This is a genomic window from Pseudomonas sp. BR20 (genome assembly GCF_050780135.1).
Lineage (GTDB): Bacteria > Pseudomonadota > Gammaproteobacteria > Pseudomonadales > Pseudomonadaceae > Aquipseudomonas.
In genome coordinates this window covers 3513609-3535857 of the sequence record NZ_CP172012.1, presented here as the reverse complement: position 1 = coordinate 3535857, position 22249 = coordinate 3513609, and the positions used below count along the sequence as shown (strand labels likewise).

General features: G+C 62.0%; 15 protein-coding genes. 4 read left to right on the top strand and 11 right to left on the bottom strand.

Annotation, left to right across the window (positions count from 1 at the left end; genetic code table 11):
- Positions 1 to 17: 17 nt before the first annotated feature.
- The 4 genes from ACHPFG_RS16310 to ACHPFG_RS16295 are packed head-to-tail and all read right to left on the bottom strand — an operon-like array spanning position 18 to position 4664.
- On the bottom strand, positions 18 to 527 hold the full coding sequence (locus tag ACHPFG_RS16310) for a response regulator (RefSeq protein WP_431699794.1): 510 nt from the start codon (positions 525 to 527) through the stop codon (positions 18 to 20).
- A complete protein-coding gene (locus tag ACHPFG_RS16305; protein WP_431699793.1) occupies positions 524 to 2839 on the bottom strand; it encodes an ATP-binding protein in 2316 nt (771 codons plus the stop codon). The genes ACHPFG_RS16310 and ACHPFG_RS16305 overlap by 4 nt, the downstream gene beginning before the upstream one ends.
- Positions 2836 to 3489, bottom strand: coding sequence for a response regulator (locus ACHPFG_RS16300; RefSeq protein WP_167655294.1), 654 nt, complete (start codon positions 3487 to 3489; stop codon positions 2836 to 2838). The genes ACHPFG_RS16305 and ACHPFG_RS16300 overlap by 4 nt, the downstream gene beginning before the upstream one ends.
- Complete coding sequence (locus tag ACHPFG_RS16295; RefSeq protein WP_431699792.1) at positions 3486 to 4664, bottom strand: sensor histidine kinase; 1179 nt, start codon at positions 4662 to 4664, stop codon at positions 3486 to 3488. Before ACHPFG_RS16295 ends, ACHPFG_RS16300 begins: the two co-directional genes overlap by 4 nt.
- A gap of 166 nt (positions 4665 to 4830) precedes the next feature.
- On the opposite strand from ACHPFG_RS16295, the gene ACHPFG_RS16290 reads away from it, so the two are divergent.
- On the top strand, positions 4831 to 5349 hold the full coding sequence (locus ACHPFG_RS16290; RefSeq protein WP_259242499.1) for an SgcJ/EcaC family oxidoreductase: 519 nt from the start codon (positions 4831 to 4833) through the stop codon (positions 5347 to 5349).
- A 249-nt stretch (positions 5350 to 5598) separates the two neighbouring features.
- On the opposite strand, the gene ACHPFG_RS16285 is transcribed toward ACHPFG_RS16290, so the two are convergent.
- The 7 genes from ACHPFG_RS16285 to ACHPFG_RS16255 form a co-directional block, all read right to left on the bottom strand.
- Complete coding sequence (locus tag ACHPFG_RS16285) at positions 5599 to 7686, bottom strand: TonB-dependent receptor (protein WP_431699791.1); 2088 nt, start codon at positions 7684 to 7686, stop codon at positions 5599 to 5601.
- 83 nt (positions 7687 to 7769) lie between these two features.
- On the bottom strand, positions 7770 to 8159 hold the full coding sequence (locus ACHPFG_RS16280; RefSeq protein ID WP_431699790.1) for a DUF2946 family protein: 390 nt from the start codon (positions 8157 to 8159) through the stop codon (positions 7770 to 7772).
- Positions 8160 to 8484: 325 nt separating this feature from the next.
- Positions 8485 to 10116, bottom strand: coding sequence for a dipeptide ABC transporter ATP-binding protein (locus ACHPFG_RS16275; protein WP_431699789.1), 1632 nt, complete (start codon positions 10114 to 10116; stop codon positions 8485 to 8487).
- The gene (locus ACHPFG_RS16270; protein ID WP_431699788.1) at positions 10113 to 10997 is read right to left on the bottom strand and encodes an ABC transporter permease; all 885 of its coding nucleotides are present in this window, start codon (positions 10995 to 10997) and stop codon (positions 10113 to 10115) included. Before ACHPFG_RS16270 ends, ACHPFG_RS16275 begins: the two co-directional genes overlap by 4 nt.
- A gap of 3 nt (positions 10998 to 11000) precedes the next feature.
- Positions 11001 to 11951 (bottom strand): ABC transporter permease, encoded by a 951-nt coding sequence (locus ACHPFG_RS16265; RefSeq protein WP_431699787.1) that lies wholly within the window; start codon positions 11949 to 11951, stop codon positions 11001 to 11003.
- A complete protein-coding gene (locus ACHPFG_RS16260) occupies positions 11948 to 13561 on the bottom strand; it encodes an ABC transporter substrate-binding protein (protein WP_431703482.1) in 1614 nt (537 codons plus the stop codon). Before ACHPFG_RS16260 ends, ACHPFG_RS16265 begins: the two co-directional genes overlap by 4 nt.
- A 44-nt stretch (positions 13562 to 13605) precedes the next feature.
- Entirely contained in the window at positions 13606 to 16038 is a 2433-nt protein-coding gene (locus ACHPFG_RS16255) for a TonB-dependent receptor plug domain-containing protein (RefSeq protein ID WP_431699786.1), read from the bottom strand.
- Between the two features lie 507 nt (positions 16039 to 16545).
- On the opposite strand from ACHPFG_RS16255, the gene ACHPFG_RS16250 reads away from it, so the two are divergent.
- The 3 genes from ACHPFG_RS16250 to ACHPFG_RS16240 all read left to right on the top strand — a co-directional run bounded on the left by ACHPFG_RS16250 (position 16546) and on the right by ACHPFG_RS16240 (position 22054).
- Positions 16546 to 17934, top strand: a complete 1389-nt coding sequence (locus tag ACHPFG_RS16250) for an MFS transporter (RefSeq protein WP_431699785.1) — start codon at positions 16546 to 16548, stop codon at positions 17932 to 17934.
- Positions 17935 to 18527: 593 nt separating this feature from the next.
- Positions 18528 to 21425, top strand: a complete 2898-nt coding sequence (locus ACHPFG_RS16245; protein WP_431699784.1) for a PAS domain-containing sensor histidine kinase — start codon at positions 18528 to 18530, stop codon at positions 21423 to 21425.
- Positions 21425 to 22054, top strand: coding sequence for a response regulator (locus ACHPFG_RS16240; RefSeq protein WP_145338659.1), 630 nt, complete (start codon positions 21425 to 21427; stop codon positions 22052 to 22054). The genes ACHPFG_RS16245 and ACHPFG_RS16240 overlap by 1 nt, the downstream gene beginning before the upstream one ends.
- Positions 22055 to 22249 lie beyond the last annotated feature (195 nt).

The following is a 22249-nucleotide window of genomic DNA, read 5'->3' as shown; positions in this document are numbered from 1 at the left end:
AACCGAGCCCGCGGGCACTAGCAGCGTCGTATCGCCGCTGACCCCGGCTGGGCCTCGACGTTGCCGGGCGTGGCGGTAGCACCGCGCCGCTGCAACAACTCAATCTGGTCCGCCGGCACCAGCGTACGCAGGGTCTTGTACAGCACCCGGGTTTCCAGCAGGTTCCACACCCGCAGCATGGTTTCCAGCGCGTCCAGGGGTTTGCTGATGAAGTCCCGGGCGCCCAGGGCCAGGGCGCGCAGGCGCGTGTCACGGGTCGCGTCGGCAGTGAGCACCAGGATCGGCAGGTATTCACCCTGGGGGATGCGCCGGTTGAGTTGTTCCAGCACCGCAAAGCCGTCGAACTCCGGCATGTGCAGGTCGAGGATCACCAGGTCCGGCTCGAAGCTGTTGAACAACTCCAGGGTGCGCAGCGGCTGGGTGCTGCTCAGCACGTTGGTCAGCCCTTCGCGCGCCAGCAGTTGCTCCACCAGGTCGAGGTTCGGGCGTTGGTCGTCGATGATCAGGATACGCAGGTCGAGGTTCACGCGGGCTCCGGAAAAGCTTGGTCGAGGTGGGCGAGAAACGCCGGCACGTTGATCGGTTTGTTCAATACCGCGGTGGCGCCGGCCTCCTGCAAGGCCTGGCGGGTAAGGTCGCTGGCGTCGGCGGTGATCATCAGCACCGGTGTGTCGCGGGTGATCGGTGACTGACGCAAGCGTTGCAGCACCTTCAAGCCATTGATGTCCGGCAGGGACACATCCAGCAGAATCAACTGTGGCGCATGCTGCGCGGCGAGGTCCAGGCCCAGTTGGCCTTGCATGCTCGACAGCAGTCGTATGCCGGGCCGGCGCTGCAGCAGGGTTTCGATCAGCGCCAGGCTGGAGAGGTTGTCTTCGATGCACAACACCTTGCCCTCGAAGGTGCTGACGACGGGGGCAGGGCGCTTCAATTCGGTGTCGATGCCGGGCGTGGCGATGCTCGGGGCGTGCGCCACGCGCACGAAGGGCAGTTCCAGAGTGAAGCGCGAGCCGATGCCGGGTTGGCTCTGCACCGTGAGTTGGCCGTCCATGTTTTCCAGCAGGCTTTTACTCAGTGCCAGGCCCAGGCCGCTGCCTTCCACATTCGGGTCGGCCCCCAGGCGCTCGAAAGGCTTGAACAGTTGGCCGATATGATCGGCGGCGATGCCGTTGCCGGTATCGCATACCGACACGCGGATACGCTGCCCATGGATGCCGACCTCAATGCTCACCTGGCCATCGCGCCGGTTGTATTTGATCGCATTGGACAGCAGGTTCAGCAGCACCTGGGTCAGGCGCTGGCGGTCGGCAACGATGCCCGTATCCGCCGCCAGCGCCGGCAGCGGCTGCAACTGCACGCCCGCGTCGGTGGCCATGGGCGACACCAGCGTCAGCGCCTCTTGCAAGGTGCCCGCCAGCGGGATCGGCACGATATTCAACGCCAGGCTTCCGGCCTCGATCTTGGCGATGTCCAACACTTCGTTGATCAGCGTGAGCAGGTGCTGGCCGGCGCGCAGAATGTGACCGACATCGGCCTTTTGCGCCTTGGGCGCGTCCATGTCCAACAACTGCGCAAAGCCCAGGATCGAGTTGAGCGGGGTGCGCAGTTCATGGCTCATGCGCGACAGGAACTCGCTTTTGGCGCGGCTGGCGCGTTCGGCTTCCTCGCGGGCGGTGCGCAGGGCGATCTCCGCCGCACGGCGGTCGGTGATGTCGCGGGTGATCTTTGAAAACCCGCGCAGGGCGCCGGTGCCGTCGTACTGCGCCGTGATCACCACGCTGGCCCAGAACCGCGTGCCGTCCTTGCGGCAGCGCCAGCCTTCTTCGGTGTAATCGCCGTTGCGGGTGGCCTCGCGTAACGCCATGTCCGGGTGCTGCGGGCATTCCTGGGGCAGGTAGAACACCGAGAAATGCTGGCCGATGATCTCCTGTTCGGTATAACCCTTGATCCGCTCGGCGCCATTGTTCCAACTGGTGACATGGCCCGCCGTGTCGAGGGCGAAGATCCCATAGTCCTTGACCCCATCAATGATCAGCCGCAAGCGTTCTTCGTTGTCGCGCAACGCGCGCTCGCGTTCGGCCAGCAACAGTCCGGCTTCCACCAGGCTGGTGCCCAACTGGCCGATTTCGTCTTGTTCCGGCGGCTGTGGCAGCAGCGGCGAGCCCAGGGCCAGGCGCTGGGCATTGCGCTGCACATTCTGCACCCGGGCGACAATACCCTTGGACAGAAACAGCACCGCGACAATCGCCCCGAACAGTCCGCAGATCGCCGCCAGCCAGGTGGAGAGCAACAAGCGTTGGCGGGTCTCGGACGCGGCGGCGCTGCGCTCGGCCAGCAACGACTCCTCAAGGGTGAGCATGCTACTGATGTGTTGGCGCAGGGCATCGAGGATGTGCTTGTTGCTGATCAGGATGGCACTGATGGACTCCGGTGTGGCGTCGCTGTCCTTGAGCATTTCCTCCAGCCCGTCGACCTTGCCGTCGATCAGCGGCTTGATCGCGCTGAGTTGCTCGCGCACCCGTTGATCGCGTACGTTGCGGTCCAGTCGGCGCAGGGCTGACTCGATCTGGGGCTTGGCGTTCAGGTAGCTGGGCAAGAAGTCTTCGCGGCGGGTGAGCAGGTAACCGCGCACACTGGCGGCGGCTTCCGCGAGCAGGGTATGCACGGCCTGAATATCGCTTTGCACGCGCAAAACGCGGCGCACATCCTCTTCGGCGCGGGCGGTCTGGCGTTCCGTGGTGTAGATCAGCACCAGGGACAGCAACAGCACCACCAGTGGCAGTGAAATCACGACCAGCGCCTTGCCGCGCAGCGGCAGGTCGGCCCAGCGCCGCTTCATGTTGGTGTCACCAGGCCCAAGGCGATGCCCCGCACGGCGGCCTGGGTTCGGTCGGCCGCACCGAGCTTGCCGATCACCCGCTCGACATGGGCCTTGGCCGTGCCGGTGGTAATGCCCAGGTGTTCGCCGATGGCCCGGTTGCTCATGCCGTTGGCGACCAAACCGAGGACCTGGCGTTCCCGTGGGGTGAGCGGTTCGCTGGGGGCGGCACCGCTGGCCTGGCGTTCGGTCATGCGCCGCAACAGCCGGGCGCTGACCGCCGTGTTGAGCGCTTCGCCGCCAGCGGCCACGTGTTGCAGCGCCTGGATCACCTCGGCACGGCTGGCGTCTTTGAGCAAGTAGCCCACCGCACCGGCATTCATGGCCGCCTCCAGGTACTCGGGGCTGTCGTCCATGGTGAACATCACCACTTTCACCGCGGGCAGGCGTTGTTGCAGCAAGCGTGCAGCGCCCAAGCCGTTAAGCCCGGGCATGCGGATGTCGAGGATGACAATATCCGGCAGCAGTTGCTCACACAGCTCCACCGCTTGCAGGCCATCGCTGGCTTGACCGACCACCTCGAACTGCGGATGGCCGGCCAGCAGGGACACGAAACCGGTGCGCGTGACTTCATGATCGTCCGCCAGCACCAGGCGCAAGACGTGGGTCATTGTGGTACTCCAATCAAGTGGGCTGGCACGCGGGCGTGCAGTTGGGTACCGCCGTCGACTGCGCTGACGCAGGTGAAGCTGCCGCCCAGCAGGCTGGCGCGCTCCTGCATGGTGGCGAGGCCCAGATGCTGGGCGTCGTCGAGGGATGGCGCTGACGTGAAGCCTTTGCCGTTGTCGTCCAGCCGCAGGGATGCCTGGCCGTCGTGCAGTGCCAGGGTCAGTTGCACTCGACTGGCGCGCGCATGCTTGAGCACATTGTTGATGGCTTCCTGGCCGATCCGGAACAAGGCGATTTCCACCTGGCTGGGCAAGCGCGTCTCACAGTGCGCCTGCCACACCACGCTGATTCCGGCGTCACGCAGGCGGTCGGCTTCTTTATCGAGGGCTTTGAACAAACCGAAATCATCCAGCACCGTGGGACGCAGGCCCGCGATCAGTTGCCGGCCCTCGCCGACCGAGTGTTGGGCCAGGGTAAGAATCGCCTGCAGGTCGGCGGCCAACGCGTCTGGCAGCGGCGGGCAGCGCCCGGCAAAGCCCTGCAGCCGTTGGTGCAGACCCGCCAGGGTTTGCGCCAGGCCATCGTGCAGGTCGTAGGCCACACGCTTGCGTTCGTCCTCCTGGGCGCGAAGCAAGCGGTTGACCAGGTCGGACAGGGTTTTGTCACGGAGCTTGAGGGTGGTCAGCAGCCGATCGTTTTCCAGGTGGGCCGCCAGCAGGGTGGCGAGCAGCTGCAGGGATTCGCTGTCTTCGTGCTCCGGCGCCCGCAGGCTGACGCTATTGCCCAGCACCAGTACGCCAAAGGCATGGCCATCACCGGCGCGCAACGGCACTTGCAAGACGCTGGGCAAGTCCTCTGCTGGTCGTTCCTGCCAGCACGGCGTGCGCAGGCTGCGGTCGGCGAGGGCGGCCAGGCTGCCCAATCGCGCCGGGTTGCCATGGCGGGCGCTGGTGTAGGCGACGCCCTCGGCGTCCCACTCCTGCAGCAGCCCGTGGTCCATCGCCAGAAACGCGCAGGCGCGCGCGAGCACGTGTTCGCGCATGGCATCGGGGGCCAGCTGGCGCAGTTGCTGGCCGGTATCCACCAACAGGCGCAGGCGCGCCGTACGGCTTTGCGATTGGCGAAAATGCGCGCGCATGGCCAAGGCGCTGCCGGGATCATGGGGCGTGTCATGCATGGGTGATGCTCCATTTTGCTGCGGGCGCGAGGGGTAACTATTAAACAGGGTCGGGCACCTTGGGCGCTATCTGCCAAATGGCATAGGTAAATACCTCCGGTTGGCCGATGGCGGGCAGCGGGCAGGTTGGCAAAGTGGCCTCAACGACGACCACTGGAGTAACGCCATGAAATTCAAGATCGCCCCAATCGCCCTGATGTTTGCCCTGAGCGTACCGTTTGTTCACGCCGCCGAGACGGCCCCGTATGTCTACCGTGAGGTGGCCCAGGCGCCAGCCAATGTGAAAGACCGCGAGATTGCCAGTTTATTCGACCGCTGGAACAGCGCCTTGCAGACCGGCAACGTGAAATCGGTGGTCGACCTCTATGCGCCGGGCGCTGTGTTGCAGCCGACCGTGTCCAACCAGGTGCGCACGACGCCGGATCAGATCAAGGACTACTTTGACCACTTCCTGGCGCTCAAGCCGGTGGGCCAGATCAACTACCGCGAGATTCGCCAGCTGGGCAGCAACGTAGCCATGGACAGTGGCGTATACACCTTCACCCTGACCGAGTCGGACGGCAAGGTGCGCCATGTGCAGGCACGCTACACCTTCGTCTATGAGCAGGTGGGTGGCCAGTGGAAAATTCTGAATCATCACTCTTCGGCGATGCCTGAAGTGCAGGCCAAGCACGCCAAGCAGTAATGACTGGAAGAAAAATGCCCATCCCTTGGCGGGGGTGGGCATTTTTTCGTTGTGGCTGGGAGATTGTTCCTGTGACGGATCCATAGCCTGGCGACATTTGACTGATTGTCTCCTATCCAAATGTGGGAGGGGAGGCACTACCTCTTCGACGCAGCGCTGTCGCCCAGTAAACTGGAACCTCTGTGGCGAGCGGGACAAGCCCGCTCGCCACAACAGCGCTGTCTGCCGGACGTTCAGCGTTGAGCCCATTCAGAAGTCCAGCGTCACCCCGCTATACAACGCACGCCCGTCACCCGGTGAGTGCAGCGACGCTTTGGCACCGTCCGGGTCATACCAGGCGTACTCGTAGTAGCGGTTGGTGAGGTTTTTCAGTTGCAGGTCGACGCTGAGCGACTCGGTTACCCGGTACGTCGCCCCCAGGTTCATCAGGACATAGCCGCCGTAAGTGCCCTGGGTGTTCTCGCGTTCCAGGTAGTAGTGGGTCTGGCCGTTCATCCACGCGGTGAGTTCCAGGGCCGGCGTGGCCTTGAAGCTGACGCCGGCGTTGTACAGGTGATGGGGGATGTGGTCGATTTCCTGGCCCTTGCTGTTGGGCAGCGTCGCGCTGGGCTGGAGGATTTTTGAGTACTGCCAGGCATAGGCCAGCCAGATCTCGGTGCGTTCATTCGGGTGCAGGTTCAACTGCGCGTCGTAACCCCAGCGGCGGGTTTCGCCGACGTTGTCCGACTCGCCGCTGGGGTCATTGAGCCTGCGGCTGACTTCGCCACTGGCTTCCTGTTGCCAATACGCCACGCGGCCGTCGACCCAGTCGGCAGGGGTGAATTTGATCCCGGTTTCCCAGCCTTCATTGATGGACGGCGCCAGGTCGGTGTCCCTGGGCGGAATCTTGTAGGCCGCCGCGCCGCTGCCGACCTGGAACGTGCGCCCCCAGTTGGCGTACACGCTGGCCACGTCCCAAGGTGAGTACACCACGCTGAGCTTGGGTTGCCTGATCAGCCCGTAGTCGTTGATGTCGTAGTCCAGGCCGGTCATTTCATTGGTGAAGTTGCCCTGGATCTTGTCGACGCGATACGCCGGGATGATCTTCAACGACTCGAACGGCTTGATCTCGGCCTGCATGTAGGCGCCGTAGGTGTCGAAGTCGAACTGCTGGTCGCGAGTTTGCGCCAGGCGCGCGCGGTCCTGGGTGCGGTAGCGCTCGCTTTTGTTCTGTTGCTGTTGGGTATCGGCGCCGCCTTCCAGGGCGAAGTCATACAACCAACTGACTTGCGGGCGCCAGGTCAGGGACGTGAGGGCGCCGTACTGGGTTTCGTAGGCGTCGCGCTCCTGCTGGGCACTGGTGCGCCAGTACTGGGTCCAGCGTCGGTCATCGAACGTGTTGACGTAGGTTTTCGCCGACCAGGCAAGGGTGTCGGCCAGTTCGGTGTCGAAATGCACACTGACCTGATTCATGCGCCGTGTGCCTTTATCGCTGGCGTTATAGCGGTTGGTCATGGTCGGGTGTCGGCGCGCATCGTCCTCGCTCAAGTAACCGGGCTCCTGTGCCTCGGTTTCGTAGTGACGGGCGATCAGGCCGATGCGGTAGCTGTTGTCGTCAGGGGTGTAGAACCATTTGCCGGACATCGAGAATTTGTCCGCCTCGGCATGGTCGCGGTAACCGGCGGATTTCTGGTAGGCGAAGAAGTAGTTCTGCGTCCAATTGCTGCCCTGGATGCCTTTGGCGAACTGCGTTTCCTGGGTGTTGAAGCTGCCATAACGCAGGCGCGCCTTGGTGTAGTCTCCGCCCGTGCGGGTGAGCATATTGACGTTGCCGGCGATGTTGTTCAGGCCGTAGCGCGCATCGCTGGTGCCGCGCACCACTTCGATACTGTCCAGCTCCAGCGGGAAAATCATGTCCATGAAGGGCATGTTGCCGTCGTTGCTGTTGCTCGGAATACCATCGATCAGCAGCTTCACCGCATTCACTTCACCTTCGCCGTTGAAGCCGCGAAAGGAAATCTTGCCGGAGGTGGTGCCCTGGTTGAATTCGGTGAGCATCACCCCTGGCGCGCGGCTGAACAGCTCCCAGCTGTAGTTGACCGGCATTTTTTCGAGGATGTCGGCGCCGAGGATATCCACCGAGCTGAGCACGCTGGCGGTACTCAACGGGCCGCTGGCGCCGCTTGCACCCTGGACCGTGACGATGCCGAGGGTCAGGGCCGAGTCTTCGCTTTTGCCGGCTTGAGCAAGGGCTGAACATAACGGGTTGAGGGCGAACAGGCCGGCTGAAATCAGCGGCCACAGGCAACGGGACACGGCGTGACGCTGCGCACGCGGCGCAGTCAAGAGAACAGGCATGGACATACTTCCTGATAGCCAAAAACTGCAAGGACGTTCCAGTCACCCGCATAGGGCAACTGATAACGCAGGGTTCGGGGCGATCAGGCGACAGGAGAGGCGCGCGGGTTCAGGTCCGGCCAGCGAACCTTGGGTTGCAACGTCGGCAGTAACGGGTTGTCGAGGGCGATATCGGGTGTATAGCGCGGCAGCAGATGCCGGTAATGGCTGGAGGGCAGGGCGGCCAGCCCGGCATGGCCACAGCAGCAATCGCTGTGCTTCATGGCGGTGGGCGCCGGGGCCTGCTGCGAAAGGTCGATCAGCTTGGCAAAGTCTGGCGGCAGGGCTTGCGACGCGCCCCCGGTGCAGAACCCACCCCAAAGCATCAGGCCGCTGTCCGGCGTTTGCAGGGCACGGCTCAGCGGCATGGCCAGCATGTTGAGCAACAGGGCCAGGCAGGCGATCCAGGGGCTGATACGTTTGAACATAGCCATCGAAGCAATCGACGCAAAAGGGCGGGTATTTAGCCGCAGTTCAGGCATGAAGTGAAACGCGCTATTTTGCCGCAGCACTGTCTCCGGCTGATGAGAGAGGCGTGGCGGCCCCCGGAGGAAGTGGCAGTGTGGTTTCGACACCCTGGCGTGCACCGGTTGCTGAGAGGGTCATTGAGGTTTATCTCCCGGCCTTACTCAAACATGGGCGCCCGGCTTTGGTTCTATCCGACCGGGCTCGTAGCTTGAGTGAGCAGTGGTGACGTTTGATCCCACACAAGAGTGTTATCGATTGCTTCCTTCCTGAGGCTGCGCGACGCAATCAGGCTCAGGCGGCGCTTGCCGTGAGGTGACGGCCTGGGATGGCCGCAACCAATTCGCGGGTGTAGTCAGTGGCCGGCTGGTTGAAGATCTGCGCCACCGAGCCTTGTTCAACCACGCGGCCATTGTGCAGCACCAGCACCTCATGGGCGAAGTTGGCCACCACTGACAAGTCGTGGGACACCAGCACATAGGCGATGCCCATTTCCCGTTGCAGCTCTTCCAACAGGTCAAGGATGCGTGCCTGCACCGACACATCCAGGGCGCTGACCGGTTCATCCAGCAACAGCAGGTCGGGTTTCAATGCCAGGGCCCTGGCGATGGCGACCCGTTGGCACTGGCCGCCCGACAGTTCACGGGGCAGACGATCCAGAAAGCTCACCGGCAGGTGCACGCGGCTGATCAACTCCCGCGCTGCCTGTTCCAGGGCGGCGCCCTTGAGCAAGCCAAACGACACCAGCGGCTCAACAATGCTGTCGAACACGCTGAAGCGCGGGTCCAGCGCCGCGAAGGGGTTTTGTTGCACCAGTTGCAGGCGTTGACGCAGCGGGCGGAAGTCGCGCCAGCTCAGGTCGGTGACGTCTTGCTGTTCGAACCAGACCCGGCCCAATGTCGGCTTTTCCAGGCCGAGGGCGATACGCAGCGCGGTGCTCTTGCCCGAGCCGGATTCGCCGACGATGGCCAGCGTCTGGCCGGGGTACACCTCCAGGCTCAGATCTTCCAGGGCCACGAAGGTCGACGCCTCGCCCTTGACCTTGGGCAGGGCAAACGTCTTGCCGACGTTGTGCAGGCTCAGGATCGGCTTATGCCCCAGGTCGAGGTTGAGCAACGGTTCACGCCGCTTGGCGAAGGCGGGGGCGGCGGCGATCAGCGCGCGGGTGTAGTCGTGGCTGGGGTGCGCGAGGATCTGCCGTGGCGGACCTTGCTCTACCACTTCACCCTGTTGCATCACCAGGATGCGGTCGGCACGGTCGAGCGCCACGCCCAGGTCATGGGTGATGATCAACAGGGAAATGCCGCGCTCCCTGACCAGGCGCTGCAAGTGGTCGAGGATCTTGCGCTGCACGGTCACGTCGAGGGCACTGGTGGGCTCGTCGGCGATGATCAGGCGCGGGTTGCCGGCCAGGGCGATGGCGATCAGCACGCGCTGGCGCATGCCGCCGGAGAGTTCATGGGGGTACTGGCGTGCGCGCAGTACCGGCTTGTCGATGCCCACCTGGTGCAGCAGCTCGACAATGTCGGCGTCGACAGCGGGGTAGCGTTTGCCCTTGGCGAGGACCAGCGCCTCGGCAATTTGCTGGCCGATGCGCAATGTGGGGTTGAGGCTGACCATCGGGTCCTGGGGCACCAGGCCGACAGTGCGGCCGCGCAAGGCGCGTTTCTTACGTTCGCTGGCGTGGGTCAGGTCGTTGCCGTCGACCCACAGCTCGCCGGCGCTGATCCGCGCGTTATCGGGCAGCAGGCCGAGGATGGCGTTGGCCAGGGTCGACTTGCCCGAGCCGGACTCGCCGACAATCGCCACGGTCTCGCCCTGGGTGAGTGAAAACGACAGGCTGCGCACCGCCGGATTGATCTGGCCGCCGGAACGGTAGTCGACACTCAGTTGGCGCACATCGATTAAAAGCGGCTGGGTGCTCATCGCTGGATCTCCTCGAACGTGCGGGCGATATGGTTAAGGCTGAACACCACGGCCACCAGGAACAGGCCGGGCAGCAAGGACACCCAAGGTGCGGTGATCAGGAAGTGGCGGCCGTTGGCGATCAACGTGCCCCATTCCGCTGCCGGTGGTGCAGCGCCGAAACCGAGAAAACTCAAGCCTGCGGTGGCGAGGATGGCCGCGCCGAAATCCAGGGTCGCCAGCACGGCCACCGGGCCCCAGGCGTTGGGCAGAATGTGCCGCAACAACGTGCGGCCCCAACTGGCACCGCCCAAGCGTGCGGCTTCGACATAGGGCAGGGTTTTCACCCGCAGCACTTCGGCGCGGGTGGTGCGGGCAAAGCCTGGAATGATGCCGATGCCCACGGCAATGGCCACCGGCACCGTACCGAAACCGATGGCCGTGACAATCGCCAGGGCCAGCAGCAGGCCGGGCAGGGCCAGCAACACATCGACAAAACGCATGATTACCGCATCGATACGGCCACCGGCAAACCCGGCCAAAATGCCCAGCCCCAGCCCGCCCACCAGTGCGATGCCGACGGCCAGGGAGGCGGCCAGCACTGACAGGCTGGCGCCGTAGACTACGCGGGTGAACAGGTCGCGGCCCAGTTCATCTGTGCCGAACCAGTGGGTCAGGTTAGGTGCGCTGAGTTTGGCGGCGGGCGCGGTGGCGTAAGGGTCGAAACTGCTCAGCAGCTGCGGTGTCACAGCGGCGACCAGCGAGAACAGCACCACCAGCACCGCCAGGCTGAACCCCGGCCGGCGCAACAATGGCAGGAGTATCGCCGTTACGCGTTGCAAGGGGCTGCGGCGTTGCCAGAGTGTTTCGCTGCGGCCGAGTTTGCGGGTAAGCGTCGTCATGGTCTAGGACACCTTGGGCGTGTGGGAGATACGCGGGTCGAGCCAGGGGTAAAGCAGGTCCACCAGCAGGTTCACCAGTACAAATGCCGCCGCCGAAACCGCGACGATGGCCAGCACCACCGGAATGTCCTGGCGCAGCACCGCTTCTTGGGCCAGGCGGCCGATGCCGGAGCGGGCAAAGATGGTTTCCACCAGCACCGCACCGGACACGGTGTTACCCACCTGCAGGCCGATCAGGGTGAGGATCGGCAGCGCAGCATTCCTGAACCCATGACGGGCCTGCACCTGGCCCCGGCTCAAGCCCTTGGCGTAAGCGGTGACGATATAGGACTCTTTCCACACGCCCTGGAAGCTGCGTTGCAGCACCTGGGCGTACACCGCTGCGCTCGGAATCGCCAGGGTGATCGCCGGCAGCACCAGGCTTTCCAGACCGCGGCTGCCGGTGGCCGGGAACCAGCCCAGGCCGAAGGCGAACACCTGGATCAACAGCAGGCCCATCCAGAACACCGGCACCGAAAAACCCAGGGACGGCAAGCGCGCCAATGCCTTTTTCAACGGTTGCCAGCGGATATACGCGGTGAGGTAAGCCAGGCCGATACCGCCGAGCAGCGAGAGCACAATCGCCAGGCCGGCCAGGGAAAGGGTCTGGGGAAGGCGCTCGGCGAGCAATTCGGCCACCGGGCGATTGAGCGACAGCGACTGCCCGAAATCACCGTGCAGTGCACCCAGCAGCAGGTCGATATATTGCTCGAACAGGCCTTTATCCAGCCCGTAGTAGGCGCGCGCCTTGGCCAGGTCTTCGACCGACAGGGCGTCGGCTTCCATACCGGACGCACTGAGCATGATCGACAAGGTATCGCCCGGCAGCAGATAGAGGATGAAGTAGGTGATGCTATAGGCCCCCCATAGCACCAGCAGCGCCTGGCCGACCCGGCCGATCAGGTAGCGGCTCATGGCGTGCCGACCTCGATGTCACCCAACAGGGCAAAGCCTTCGGCGGTCCAGCGGAAGTTTTTCACCTTGGGCGACGTCGCGGCCTGCCACACGCGCTCATACACCGGGAACGCCGAGCCTTCGTCGATCAGCAGGTCCTGCAGGTCGCCGTAGGCTGCCGCGCGTTGGGCGCTTTGGGTGGCGGTGATGCCGGCGTCAAACAGGCCCTTGGCGCGTTCAAGTACGTGTGGCTCAAAGATGTTCGTCGCCACGGTTGAGCTGTTGGCAGTACGTGGATCAAGGATGGTTTGCAGGATGATCGGATCGGCGCGGGTCATGTAGCTGATCGTCAGGTCGTAGTTGCCGGCGGAGTTGTTGGCGACCCATTCGGCACGCGTTACCACACTGAGTTTTACCTCAATGCCCACTTTGCGCAGTTGATCCTGAAGCAGCACATCGCCGGCGGTCTCGGCCTGCATGACGTTGTAGTTCAGGCTCAGGCGCTTACCGTCCTTCTGTCGGTAGCCGTCTGCGCCTTTGGCCCAGCCGGCAGCGTCCAACAGGCGCTCGGCGCCCGCCGGGTCATAGGCGAGCTTGGCGCCCTGGCTCTTGAAGTAAGGCGTGGTCACATCAAAGATGCCGTCTACCACCGCGAACTCGGCGTTGTAAACGGTACTCGCGTAGCTCTTGCGGTCGATGGCTTTCTGCACGGCGAGGCGCACCTGTTTATCGGCCAATACGCGACCGCCACGGGTGTTGGGAAACAGGTTCAGGGAGGGCCCCGGCAGCGAGCGGCTCTGGAGGGTCGCGCCCTTGGATTGGAACAGTTTCAGGTCGACTTCCGAGAACGGGTTGCGTGGCCACAGAATGTCGGCCTTGCCTTGCAGGAACAGGCCGTTACGCACGCTTTCCTCGGGGATGTAGGTGACGTCCACCGCATCCAGGTGCGCTTCGCCCTGGTTTTTCATATTCGCCGACGCCCAGGCGTAACCCTTGCGCTTGGTCAGGTGCGCGCCGACTTCCGGGGTGTAGCTGGCCAATACGAACGGGCCGGTACCGATGATCTTGCCGAGCGAACGTTCCTTGACGCTCAGCGCGTAGGAGGCCGGTGCGAGGATGGCCAGGTTGGTGGTGGAGGTCGCCTGCAGGAAGCCCGCATTGGGCTTGGCGAGCACCAGCTTGACGGTGAAGTCGTCGACCGCTTCGGCGTGATCAAAGCCCGCCAGGTACGTCGCGCCGAAGGTGGCCGGCAGCTCGGTCGCCAGTGCCTTGTTGCTGTCAAAGGCGGTTTTCACGGCCTTGGCATCGAAGCGTTCGCCGTCGCTGAAGGTGACGTTGTCGCGCAGGTGGAAGGTGTAGGTCAGCGCGTCGTCGCTGATTTCCCAGCTTTTCGCCAGCCAGGGAATGATCTTGCCGGTTTCCGGATCCTGGTCGGTGAGGGATTCGGCGATATTGCGCAGCAGCACGCGGTGTTCGAGCCAATAGACTTGGAACGGATCAACGCTGACCAGGATGGTGTTGTCGCCAAAAAAGGCGATGTTCAAGGTCTTGCCGGCCTGGCTGTCACTGCCCGCAGGCGAGCAGGCGGCCAGGCTTAACGCCAGGACGCAAGGGGCCAATAGACGGCTCATCAAGTTGGAGGTGTTCAATGGGATGCCCTCGTATGGCGATTGGCTTAGAAGTCGTAGGCCAGCTTGGTGTACCAGTAGCCGCCGCCGGGGTAGAACGGCGGGTTACCGTAGGGCGCCAGGCCCAGGTTGCTGTAGACGGCGTGCCGGTCGGGGCGCACGTCGAAGATATTGGTGCCGCCGATGCTGACGGTGATCTGGTCAACGAAGGTGTAGCTGACGTCCAGGTCGGTGATCCATTTCGCGCCGAAACTGCGGTCGCCGGTGGGGTTGACTGCCAAGGTCTTGACCGCACCGTAGCGGCTGGTTTGGAGGTTCACTGCCAGGTCCTCGACCTTCCAGTTGGCGCCCAGGATCCATTTGGTCTTGGGCGAGGCTTCAGTGAGATCGCCTTCGCGGTCGCGGCCCACCAGGGTTACGCCGGAGTTGGCCAGCGCACTCGGCGTGTCCCGGGTGCCTTCGATGGTGGTCTTGTTCCAGTTGAAGCCCAGGCTCCAGCGCACATCGCCCCAGGCATCCAGCGGCGTGGTGTGGTCGGCGACCACGTCCAGGCCACGGGTGCGGGTATCGAAAGCGTTGGTGTAGTAGTTGACCCAGGTCCCCGAGGGCACGCCTTGGGCGGTGAGGATGCCGTTGATCACGCCGTTGCCCTGGTCGTAGATATTGCTGGTCAGGGCGATGCGGTCGTCGATGTCGATGAGGTAAGCGTCGGCGGTAATGCTGGTGCGCGGTGCCGGCTGCCAGGTCAAGCCCAGCCCGAGGTTGCGTGACTTTTCCGGTTTGAGGTCATCGCCACCCAAGGCCTTGGCCAGGTTGCTGCCCGACGGGGTCAGGCGGGTCACGGCAGGCACCACGTTGCCGTTCACGTCGACCGCCACCCGGTTGTCGGCCACGGTGTAGCCGATCTGGGTCAGTGACGGTGCACGGAAGCCGGTGCCGACGGTGCCGCGTACGGCCACGCTGTCGATCAGTTCGTAGCGCGAATTCACTTTGAGGCCGAAGGTGTTGCCCGAGTCGTCATCGTAATGTTCGACTCGCCCGGCGACGTCGAGAAACCAGCGTTCGGTCAGGTCGAAGCCCAGGTCCAGGTAGCCGGCGTAGTTGTTGCGGATCAGGCTGACTTCGTCCTCCGGGCGAATCGTCACCGCCGCCTGTGCGCCCGATGCCGCCGGGTAGGTGCCGGTGATATAGGCCTCGGGGTCACCGGCGAAGGTGCTGAAATGTTCCCAGCGGTGCTCCAGGCCGGCCGACACCTGCACCGGCGAGGTCAGGTTGAACAGACTGTCGTAGCGGCGGGTGACGTCCAGGTTGTTCACCCACTGTTCGAAGCGAAAGGTCGCCAGGTTGTCGAACTTGGTCGGCGAGGCGGTGCCCAGGGACGGGTTGATATTCAGGTCGCTGGAATGGTGGACGTTGTTGCGTCCGTAGGTGGTGCTCAGGTCCCAGTTCCACTCGGCCGCTTGGCCCTTGCCGCCGAACAGCAGCTGGTAGTCGCGGTCCTTGATGTTGTTGAGCGGGTAGTAGCCGTCGGGGAACACCTCGGGCACGGCGGCCCGGCCGGTCGGCAGGCGGAAGTAGTTGGCGGCCTCGGCATCGCGCTCGCCGTAGGTGGAGAACGAGTAGAGCGTCAGGTCTTCCAGTGGCAGTTCGGCGTTGTAGGCGAGGTTGAAGGCCTTGAGGTCGGGGTCGCCGTTCTTGATTGCCACACGGTCCCAGGCCGCTTCCTTGGCGGGGTCGTTGAAGGCGCGCACGCTGCTGTCGGCCTTGTCATTCCAAGCGGCCTCGCCGCGTTTGCGTGCGTCTGCGGAGAGGTGGAAAAAGCCGCCGTCGCCGAGCTTGAAACCCTGGTCGCCGGCCACCTTGATCGTTTCACCCTGGCCGGAAAACAACTGGCCGTAACTGGTTTCCAGGTGCCCGCCGCTGTTACCGGTCTTGAGGATGATATTGATCACCCCGGCCACGGCATCGGAACCGTACTGGGCCGCCGCGCTGTCTTTGAGCACCTCGATATGGTCCACCGAACTGACCGGGATCAGGTCGATGTCCACCGCATTGGCGCCGCTGTTGTCGATCGACCCGCGCTGACCGGTGGCGCCGTTGTGCCGGCGTTTGCCGTTGACCAGCACGAGAGTATAGGCCGGGCCGAGGCTGCGGTTGCTCAATGGGCGCGTCACCGAGTTGTAGCCGGCGATGTTGGTGCCGAAGTTGAACGAGGGCAGCAGCTTGGCAATCGCCTCGGACAACTCGGCGCGCCCGGTCTTGAGCAACTGCTCGCTGTTGATCACATCAATCGGCGCCGGGCTGTCGGCCACGGTGCGCTCCTGGCCACGCAGGCCGGTGGAGATCACGGTGACAGTGCCGAGCTGGGCATCACCGCTGGCGGGCTCGGCGAAGGAGGGCGCGGTGGCGAGCAGCAGGGAGCTGGTCAGCAGGGACAGGTGAAACTTCTTGAGGGGGAGCGGGGCGGCGAGGTCTGGCATGTCGAGATCGGTCCATTTAGCCTGATGCAGGCTCCTGATGGTCGGGGGTACGTCCTCCGCCAGGCATGGGGTCGGTCTGTGAAGTGAAGATATTCCTATAAAAAACCTGAGGGAAAGTCTTTTTTGGAATAAGCTAATTATCAGATAATTTTATCTTTATCGTGCACAAGATCATCTATTTTAATTATTTATCGTCGCGTTGGCGTGGATTGAATGTCCGGCTCACAACACAGCGGAGGGACAAACACGTATCAAGACGTTTCGCCTCCCCAAGGCGTCGATTAATGGCCTGGCGCGCCGTATCGGGGTGCGTCGCCTCACCATACCTCCAGGGTATCCATGCAGACCTTATCCATATTGGACGGTCGTAACCCCGCGTATCAGCCTGAGCCGGCCGTTGTAAAAGTGGATTCATGGCCTACCTGGCCTTGGAGGCTGCTGCGATCTCGGCTGAAGCGCGCTCCATCTGCAGACATTGACTCACAACAACAAAAAGAGAGCACTGCCATGCGTACCCATGATGTCTATTCGATTATTGATAATGCCCCGTTCAATCGCTTTCACTGGTTGATCGTGAGCCTGTGTGCATTGCTGTTGGTCTTTGACGGCTACGACTTGTTCATCTATGGCGTGGTCCTGCCGTCGATCATGCGCGAGTGGGGGCTCACGCCCTTGCAGGCCGGTGCCTTGGGCAGCTATGCGCTGTTTGGCATGATGTTCGGTGCGCTGCTCTTCGGCACTCTAGCGGACCGCTTCGGCCGCAAGAAAGGCATCGTGTTCTGTTTTGCATTGTTCAGCATTGCCACCGTGATCAACGGCTTTGCCAGCAGCCCCACCGAGTTTGGCGTCTGTCGGTTTATCGCCGGGCTCGGCTGTGGTGGGCTAATGCCCAACGCAGCCGCGTTGATCAACGAATATGCGCCGAAAAAAGCACGCAGCACCTTGATGGCCTTCATGTTCAGCGGCTACTCCCTGGGAGGCATGCTGGCGGCCAGTGTGGGGATTTTCATGCTGCCCAATTATGGCTGGTCATCAATGTTTTTCGTCGCGGTCATCCCGCTGCTGCTGTTGCCGCTGATTGTGTGCTGGCTGCCTGAATCCATCGGTTTCCTGATCCGCCAGGGCCGTCTCGATCAGGCACGGGCGCTGCTTAATCGCCTGTCGCCGGGTACCCTGATCAACGCGGAGGATGAGTTGGTCATCACCGACCTCAAAGGCAAGGGCGCCTCGGTGGCGGAGTTGTTCCGCGAGGGATTGGCGGTGCGCACGGCGATGCTCTGGACGGCATTTTTCTGTTGCCTGCTGATGGTCTATGCGTTGAGTTCGTGGCTGCCCAAGCTAATGGCTGGCGCCGGCTACAGCCTGGGATCAAGCCTATCGTTCCTGATTGCGCTGAACCTGGGGGGAATTGCAGGGGCGCTTATCGGCGGTCGGTTGGGTGATCGGCTGAACCTGGTCAAGGTGGTGATCTGCTTCTTTAGCACCGCAGTCGTATCGATCAGCCTGTTGGGCATCAACAGCCCGATGCCGGTCCTGTACCTGCTGATCTTTATCGCGGGGGCCACCACCATCGGCACGCAAATCTTGCTGTACGCGGGGGCGGCGCAGCTCTATGGCCTGTCCATTCGTGCCACGGGCCTGGGCTGGGCGTCCGGCATCGGTCGCAACGGTGCCATCGTCGGCCCGCTGCTGGGCGGCGTGCTGATGGCGAGCGAACTGCCCCTGCAATTGAACTTCATGGCCTTTGCCATTCCCGGTGCCGTTGCCGCGCTGGCGATGAGCGTGTTCGCCCTGAACGAGCGGCGCAGCGATGTCGCCTTGTCGACGCCCCCAGGCGTTGTGATCCGCCAAACCGTCGATAACACGAGCAACTCTATGTACAAACAGTGCAAATAACACTGGTAAATGAGCCGAATTCATGCAGCATTTTGAGTGTTGGACTAGTTGCAGTGTATTAAACCGCTCGGCATAAATTAAGGAGGGTTTGTTGATAGCTTTAGTTGCTTCTGCCGGTTTGCTTATTGGTGTGGTGTCGGGAGGGTGATAAGGGTAAGGCAGTGTCATCCGAGTGTGCTCACCGTCCTGTGTTGACGTGTATTTTCGGTTTGGTCGTTATCTTGATAAGTCATCGAAGTTACTCAAGGAAAAAGACAGCGTAGACGCCTAAACGCAGCTTCGCTCTGATGTTCGCTTGTCAGTAACGGGGTGTTTGCTCTCGAAAGGATGAGGTTTGGCGTTCATTGGTGTCATAAACTTTGGTCTGGCTGGCGCAGCCCGTAAATGAGGCTACGATAATCTACAGCGTCGCTGTAGAGACTATCCGTATGGTGCTGCTGGTGTGAATCTTACAGGGATATGTATTCAATCGAATGGGCGGCTACAGGCTTCGCCGGGAAACTGAATTCTTATTCGTCGACCATAAAAACCTTTCGAAGCGTTTACGGTAGGTTATTTCCTGGTCGTAAGAGTGGACGTTTGCAGGAGCTGCGATGGCTGACAAGGAAGTGCTGCAAACCCTTAAAGGCGTACTAGCCTGCCTTTCGGGTGCGGTTGTTGTCCTGGATCGATCTGCTTTGGTCGTCGTGGGTAACCCTGCGTTTTCGGCGCTGCAGCTCCAGCATGGAGTACCGCCTGATGCAGGGGCCGAGTTTCTCGCCCTGCTGCGCCCAGAGGACTACGGGCTTTTTTATGCGGCGATCGAGAAGGCCGATGGAAAGTCCCGGGTGTTTTTTGAGGCGACAGCGAGGGGAGTGGGCCGGTTGGGCGTATCGATAACGCCGTGGCAGCACGACTACTTTATCGCTGAGATTACCCCTGGCCTGGAACTCACTCGGTCTCCCGCCGACGGCGAGCGCTTTTCAGATATACCCCTTAAATCGATTTTCGATTCATCCGGTACCGGCTTGGCACTCGTGGCGCTTGATGGTCGGTGGCTGCGGGCCAATAACGTGATTTGCACGCTGCTGGGCTACAGCGAAGCGCAGCTGAAAAATACAACATTCATGGCATTGACCCACCCCGAAGACCGTGAGGTGGGCAAGCAGTTGATAGAAGAATTGAAGGACGGTGCACGGCAGGGCGCCACCTTGCATAAACGCTACATCCACCACGACGGTCAGGTTGTCTGGGTACGCTTGACCGTGGGTCTGGTGCGGGACGACCAGGGGCAGCCGATCTGTTTTGTCTCCCAACTGGAAGACATCACCGAGAACTGGCAACTGCGCGAAACCTTGCTGGGCAGCGAGCTCAAATTCCTCACCCTTGCGGAAAACTCACCCAATATCATTGTTCGTTACGATCGCAACCTGTTGCGCACGTACGTCAACCCGACGTTCCTGCTCTTGACCGGCCTGTCCTACGACGAAGCGATCGGCGGCAGCCCCATGCAGGAGTCCGGCGACTACCTGAATCAACTGCGTCACGTGGCATCCACAGGCGAGACGGCTCAATTTCTGAATAGCTGGGTGGTCGCGCCCAGTGGTGATTATGTGAGTTGTGTGGTCAGCTTGATGGCCGAGCGCAGCCCTTCAGGTGAGGTGGTGGGGGTGCTGGCGCTGGCCCACGACATCACTGAGCTGCGTAAGCAGCAAGTGCTTGAAGATGCGCGTTTACGCATATTCGAAACCATGGCCACGGGGGCTCCTTTAGACGAAACGCTGACGTTGCTGGTGGGCTACCTTCAGTTGGCCTTGCCCCACCGTTCCTGTGGCGTCGTGCTTGCCGACCCGCAAAGTCTCGGGTCGTCGGCACGCAAGCCTTCTGCCGCGACTCTTGCAGAAGGCGTTCCTTCATTCTGGTCCGAGCCCATCGTGGATAACCAGGGGCACATCCTGGGTGCTTTCGAGTTATCTCAGTCGCCTGGTTCCCTGCCGCAAGAGAGCGACCTGCAGCGCGTACGCCAGACCTGTCACATTGCGGCCATTGCCATTGAGCGCTTGCGCTCCGAATCGTTACTCAGGGAGCGCGAGCGCCGTTACCGGGATATTTCCGACCATACCCTGGACATGTTGTGCCTGCTGGAGGTTACGCCACTCGGTGACCTACGCTGCGTTGAGGTCAACCCCGCGTTGCTGCAGGTGCTTGGAAAACCGCATGTTGATGTTATCGGCGAGGCGCTGGAGTCGATTTTTGGTCGGTCGAACGCGCGAAAAATCCAGACGCTCTACGAGCAGTGCAGGGCCGCCGCTCGGGTGGTGGAGTCGGATGAAGGCATGCTGGTTCGCAACGAAGTCCGTAACTTGCATTTTACCTTGGTGCCGGTGGCTGATTCCGGCAGCGCGGGCCAACGGGTATTGGTGATCTGTCGCGATGTGACTCATCTGACCAGGGCCCGGCAAAAAGAACTGGAACGCCAGCACGACATCAACGCACTGGTGGAAAACAGCCCGGACGCGGTCGCCCGATTGAGTGCTCAAGGCGAAGTGCTCTATGTCAATGCGCAGTTGAGGAAGTGGGTGGGCGGTGCCTGGCCGGAACTGATGGGCATGCCCATGGATGAGGTGTTTCCCCTGAACGCTCAGTCCCAGCTTTTTCGAGAGTTGGTGGCCCAGGTGATTCAGCAGAACAAAGCCACGGAGCAAGAATTTTTATTGTCGGGTTTGAAAACCGCGCCCAAGGTGGTGTTGATCCATTTTGTCCCTGAGCTTGACGGCCAGCGCGTCGTCAGCGTACTGGCCGTGGGGCGCGATATTTCCAAGCTGCGCGCTGCGGAACGCCGCCTGGCCAATTCCAACGCCCAATTACGTGACCTGTCGACCCGCCGGGAAACGGCACGGGAAGAGGAACGCAAACTGATCGCCAGGGAAATCCATGATGAACTGGGCCAGCACCTGACGGCACTGCGCATGGGCATCTCGTTGTTGAGGTTTCAGTTCGGCACCGATACGCCTGAGCTCACCCCTCAGGTCGAGCGCTTGATGGCCCTGACCGATAAGACGATCCAGGTGGTGCGTGATGTCTCTACCAGCCTGCGACCCTCCGCGCTGAACCTGGGGCTGGTGTCCGGTCTTGAATGGCTGACAGCCGAATTCGTCACCTCTACCCGGGTTCCCTGCGCGTTGAACCTGCCTTTGATTCCCTTGACCCTTCCGGACACCCACGTTACCGCTGCATTTCGCATCGTGCAGGAGTCATTGACCAACATCGCCCGCTACGCCGAGGCGACACAGGTCAGCGTGACCCTGACCCCGCAGGAGACGCACTGGCTGCTGGAGGTCCAGGATAACGGCAAGGGGTTTGACCCCGATGCCGTCGGCCGCAAGACGTTGGGCCTGGCAGGCATGCGTGAGCGTGGCCTGATGTTGGGCGGCAAAGTGATCATTTTCAGCCACCCCGGACAAGGCACGACGGTCCAGGCTTTCATTCCGATGCACAAGGATAGGTATTGATGATTCGAATGCTGATCGCAGATGACCACACCATCATGCGCGAAGGGCTCAAACAGTTGTTCTCGCTGGTCGCCGATTTGCAGGTAGTGGCCGAAGCCGAGAGTGGAACGCAACTGATCGAATTGTTGCGTCAGGTCGAGATCGACCTGTTGCTGCTCGACATGAATATGCCGGGCATCAGCGGCGAGATCTTGATCGCGCGCCTGCATACCCAGTACCCGAACCTGCCGATTCTGGTGTTGAGCATGCATAACGAAATCCATATCGCGCAACGGGCATTACGTGCCGGTGCGCTTGGCTACCTCACCAAGGACCGCGATCCCGAAACCCTATTGGTGGCGATCCGTCGGGTGGTCAGCGGCCAACGTTACCTGGACCCTGGGCTGGCAGAACAGATCGCGCTGCAGAGCAGTGGCTTGAAGCAGCAGACCTTTGTCGAGAGCTTGTCCGATCGCGAATTCCAGATCCTGCGCTTGCTGGCGCACGGCATGAGCGTCAACCAGATTGCCGAGCAACTGGTCATCAGCAACAAGACGGTCAGTACCCACAAGACTCGGCTGATGGAAAAAATGGGATTTTCCTCCACCGCCGACATTGTGCGTTTCGCCATGACCCTGGGTATTTCGTGACGCACGTACGGGGGTAGGAATTTTCCTAGCCTGATTCCCGGTATCCCTACCCCAGAATAGGGATGCTCCGATGGTGGCGGTGCCATTATTGGGCCAGTATCTCCTTCAAGCAGCCGAATTACCGATCAGGCGGTGACGACAGGCTTTGACTGGGAGATACACCGTGACCGATCAGACACCATTTCCTAGCGCTGC

What these genes read in the sequence shown, in the direction of transcription:
- ACHPFG_RS16305 (WP_431699793.1), bottom strand. Translation starts at nt 2,839, where the DNA reads ATGAAGCGGCGCTGGGCCGACCTGCCGCTGCGCGGCAAGGCGCTGGTC.
- ACHPFG_RS16300 (WP_167655294.1), bottom strand. Translation starts at nt 3,489, where the DNA reads ATGACCCACGTCTTGCGCCTGGTGCTGGCGGACGATCATGAAGTCACG.
- ACHPFG_RS16295 (WP_431699792.1), bottom strand. Translation starts at nt 4,664, where the DNA reads ATGCATGACACGCCCCATGATCCCGGCAGCGCCTTGGCCATGCGCGCG.
- ACHPFG_RS16290 (WP_259242499.1), top strand. Translation starts at nt 4,831, where the DNA reads ATGAAATTCAAGATCGCCCCAATCGCCCTGATGTTTGCCCTGAGCGTA.
- ACHPFG_RS16285 (WP_431699791.1), bottom strand. Translation starts at nt 7,686, where the DNA reads ATGCCTGTTCTCTTGACTGCGCCGCGTGCGCAGCGTCACGCCGTGTCC.
- ACHPFG_RS16280 (WP_431699790.1), bottom strand. Translation starts at nt 8,159, where the DNA reads ATGGCTATGTTCAAACGTATCAGCCCCTGGATCGCCTGCCTGGCCCTG.
- ACHPFG_RS16275 (WP_431699789.1), bottom strand. Translation starts at nt 10,116, where the DNA reads ATGAGCACCCAGCCGCTTTTAATCGATGTGCGCCAACTGAGTGTCGAC.
- ACHPFG_RS16270 (WP_431699788.1), bottom strand. Translation starts at nt 10,997, where the DNA reads ATGACGACGCTTACCCGCAAACTCGGCCGCAGCGAAACACTCTGGCAA.
- ACHPFG_RS16265 (WP_431699787.1), bottom strand. Translation starts at nt 11,951, where the DNA reads ATGAGCCGCTACCTGATCGGCCGGGTCGGCCAGGCGCTGCTGGTGCTA.
- ACHPFG_RS16260 (WP_431703482.1), bottom strand. Translation starts at nt 13,561, where the DNA reads ATGAGCCGTCTATTGGCCCCTTGCGTCCTGGCGTTAAGCCTGGCCGCC.
- ACHPFG_RS16255 (WP_431699786.1), bottom strand. Translation starts at nt 16,038, where the DNA reads ATGCCAGACCTCGCCGCCCCGCTCCCCCTCAAGAAGTTTCACCTGTCC.
- ACHPFG_RS16250 (WP_431699785.1), top strand. Translation starts at nt 16,546, where the DNA reads ATGCGTACCCATGATGTCTATTCGATTATTGATAATGCCCCGTTCAAT.
- ACHPFG_RS16245 (WP_431699784.1), top strand. Translation starts at nt 18,528, where the DNA reads ATGGCTGACAAGGAAGTGCTGCAAACCCTTAAAGGCGTACTAGCCTGC.
- ACHPFG_RS16240 (WP_145338659.1), top strand. Translation starts at nt 21,425, where the DNA reads ATGATTCGAATGCTGATCGCAGATGACCACACCATCATGCGCGAAGGG.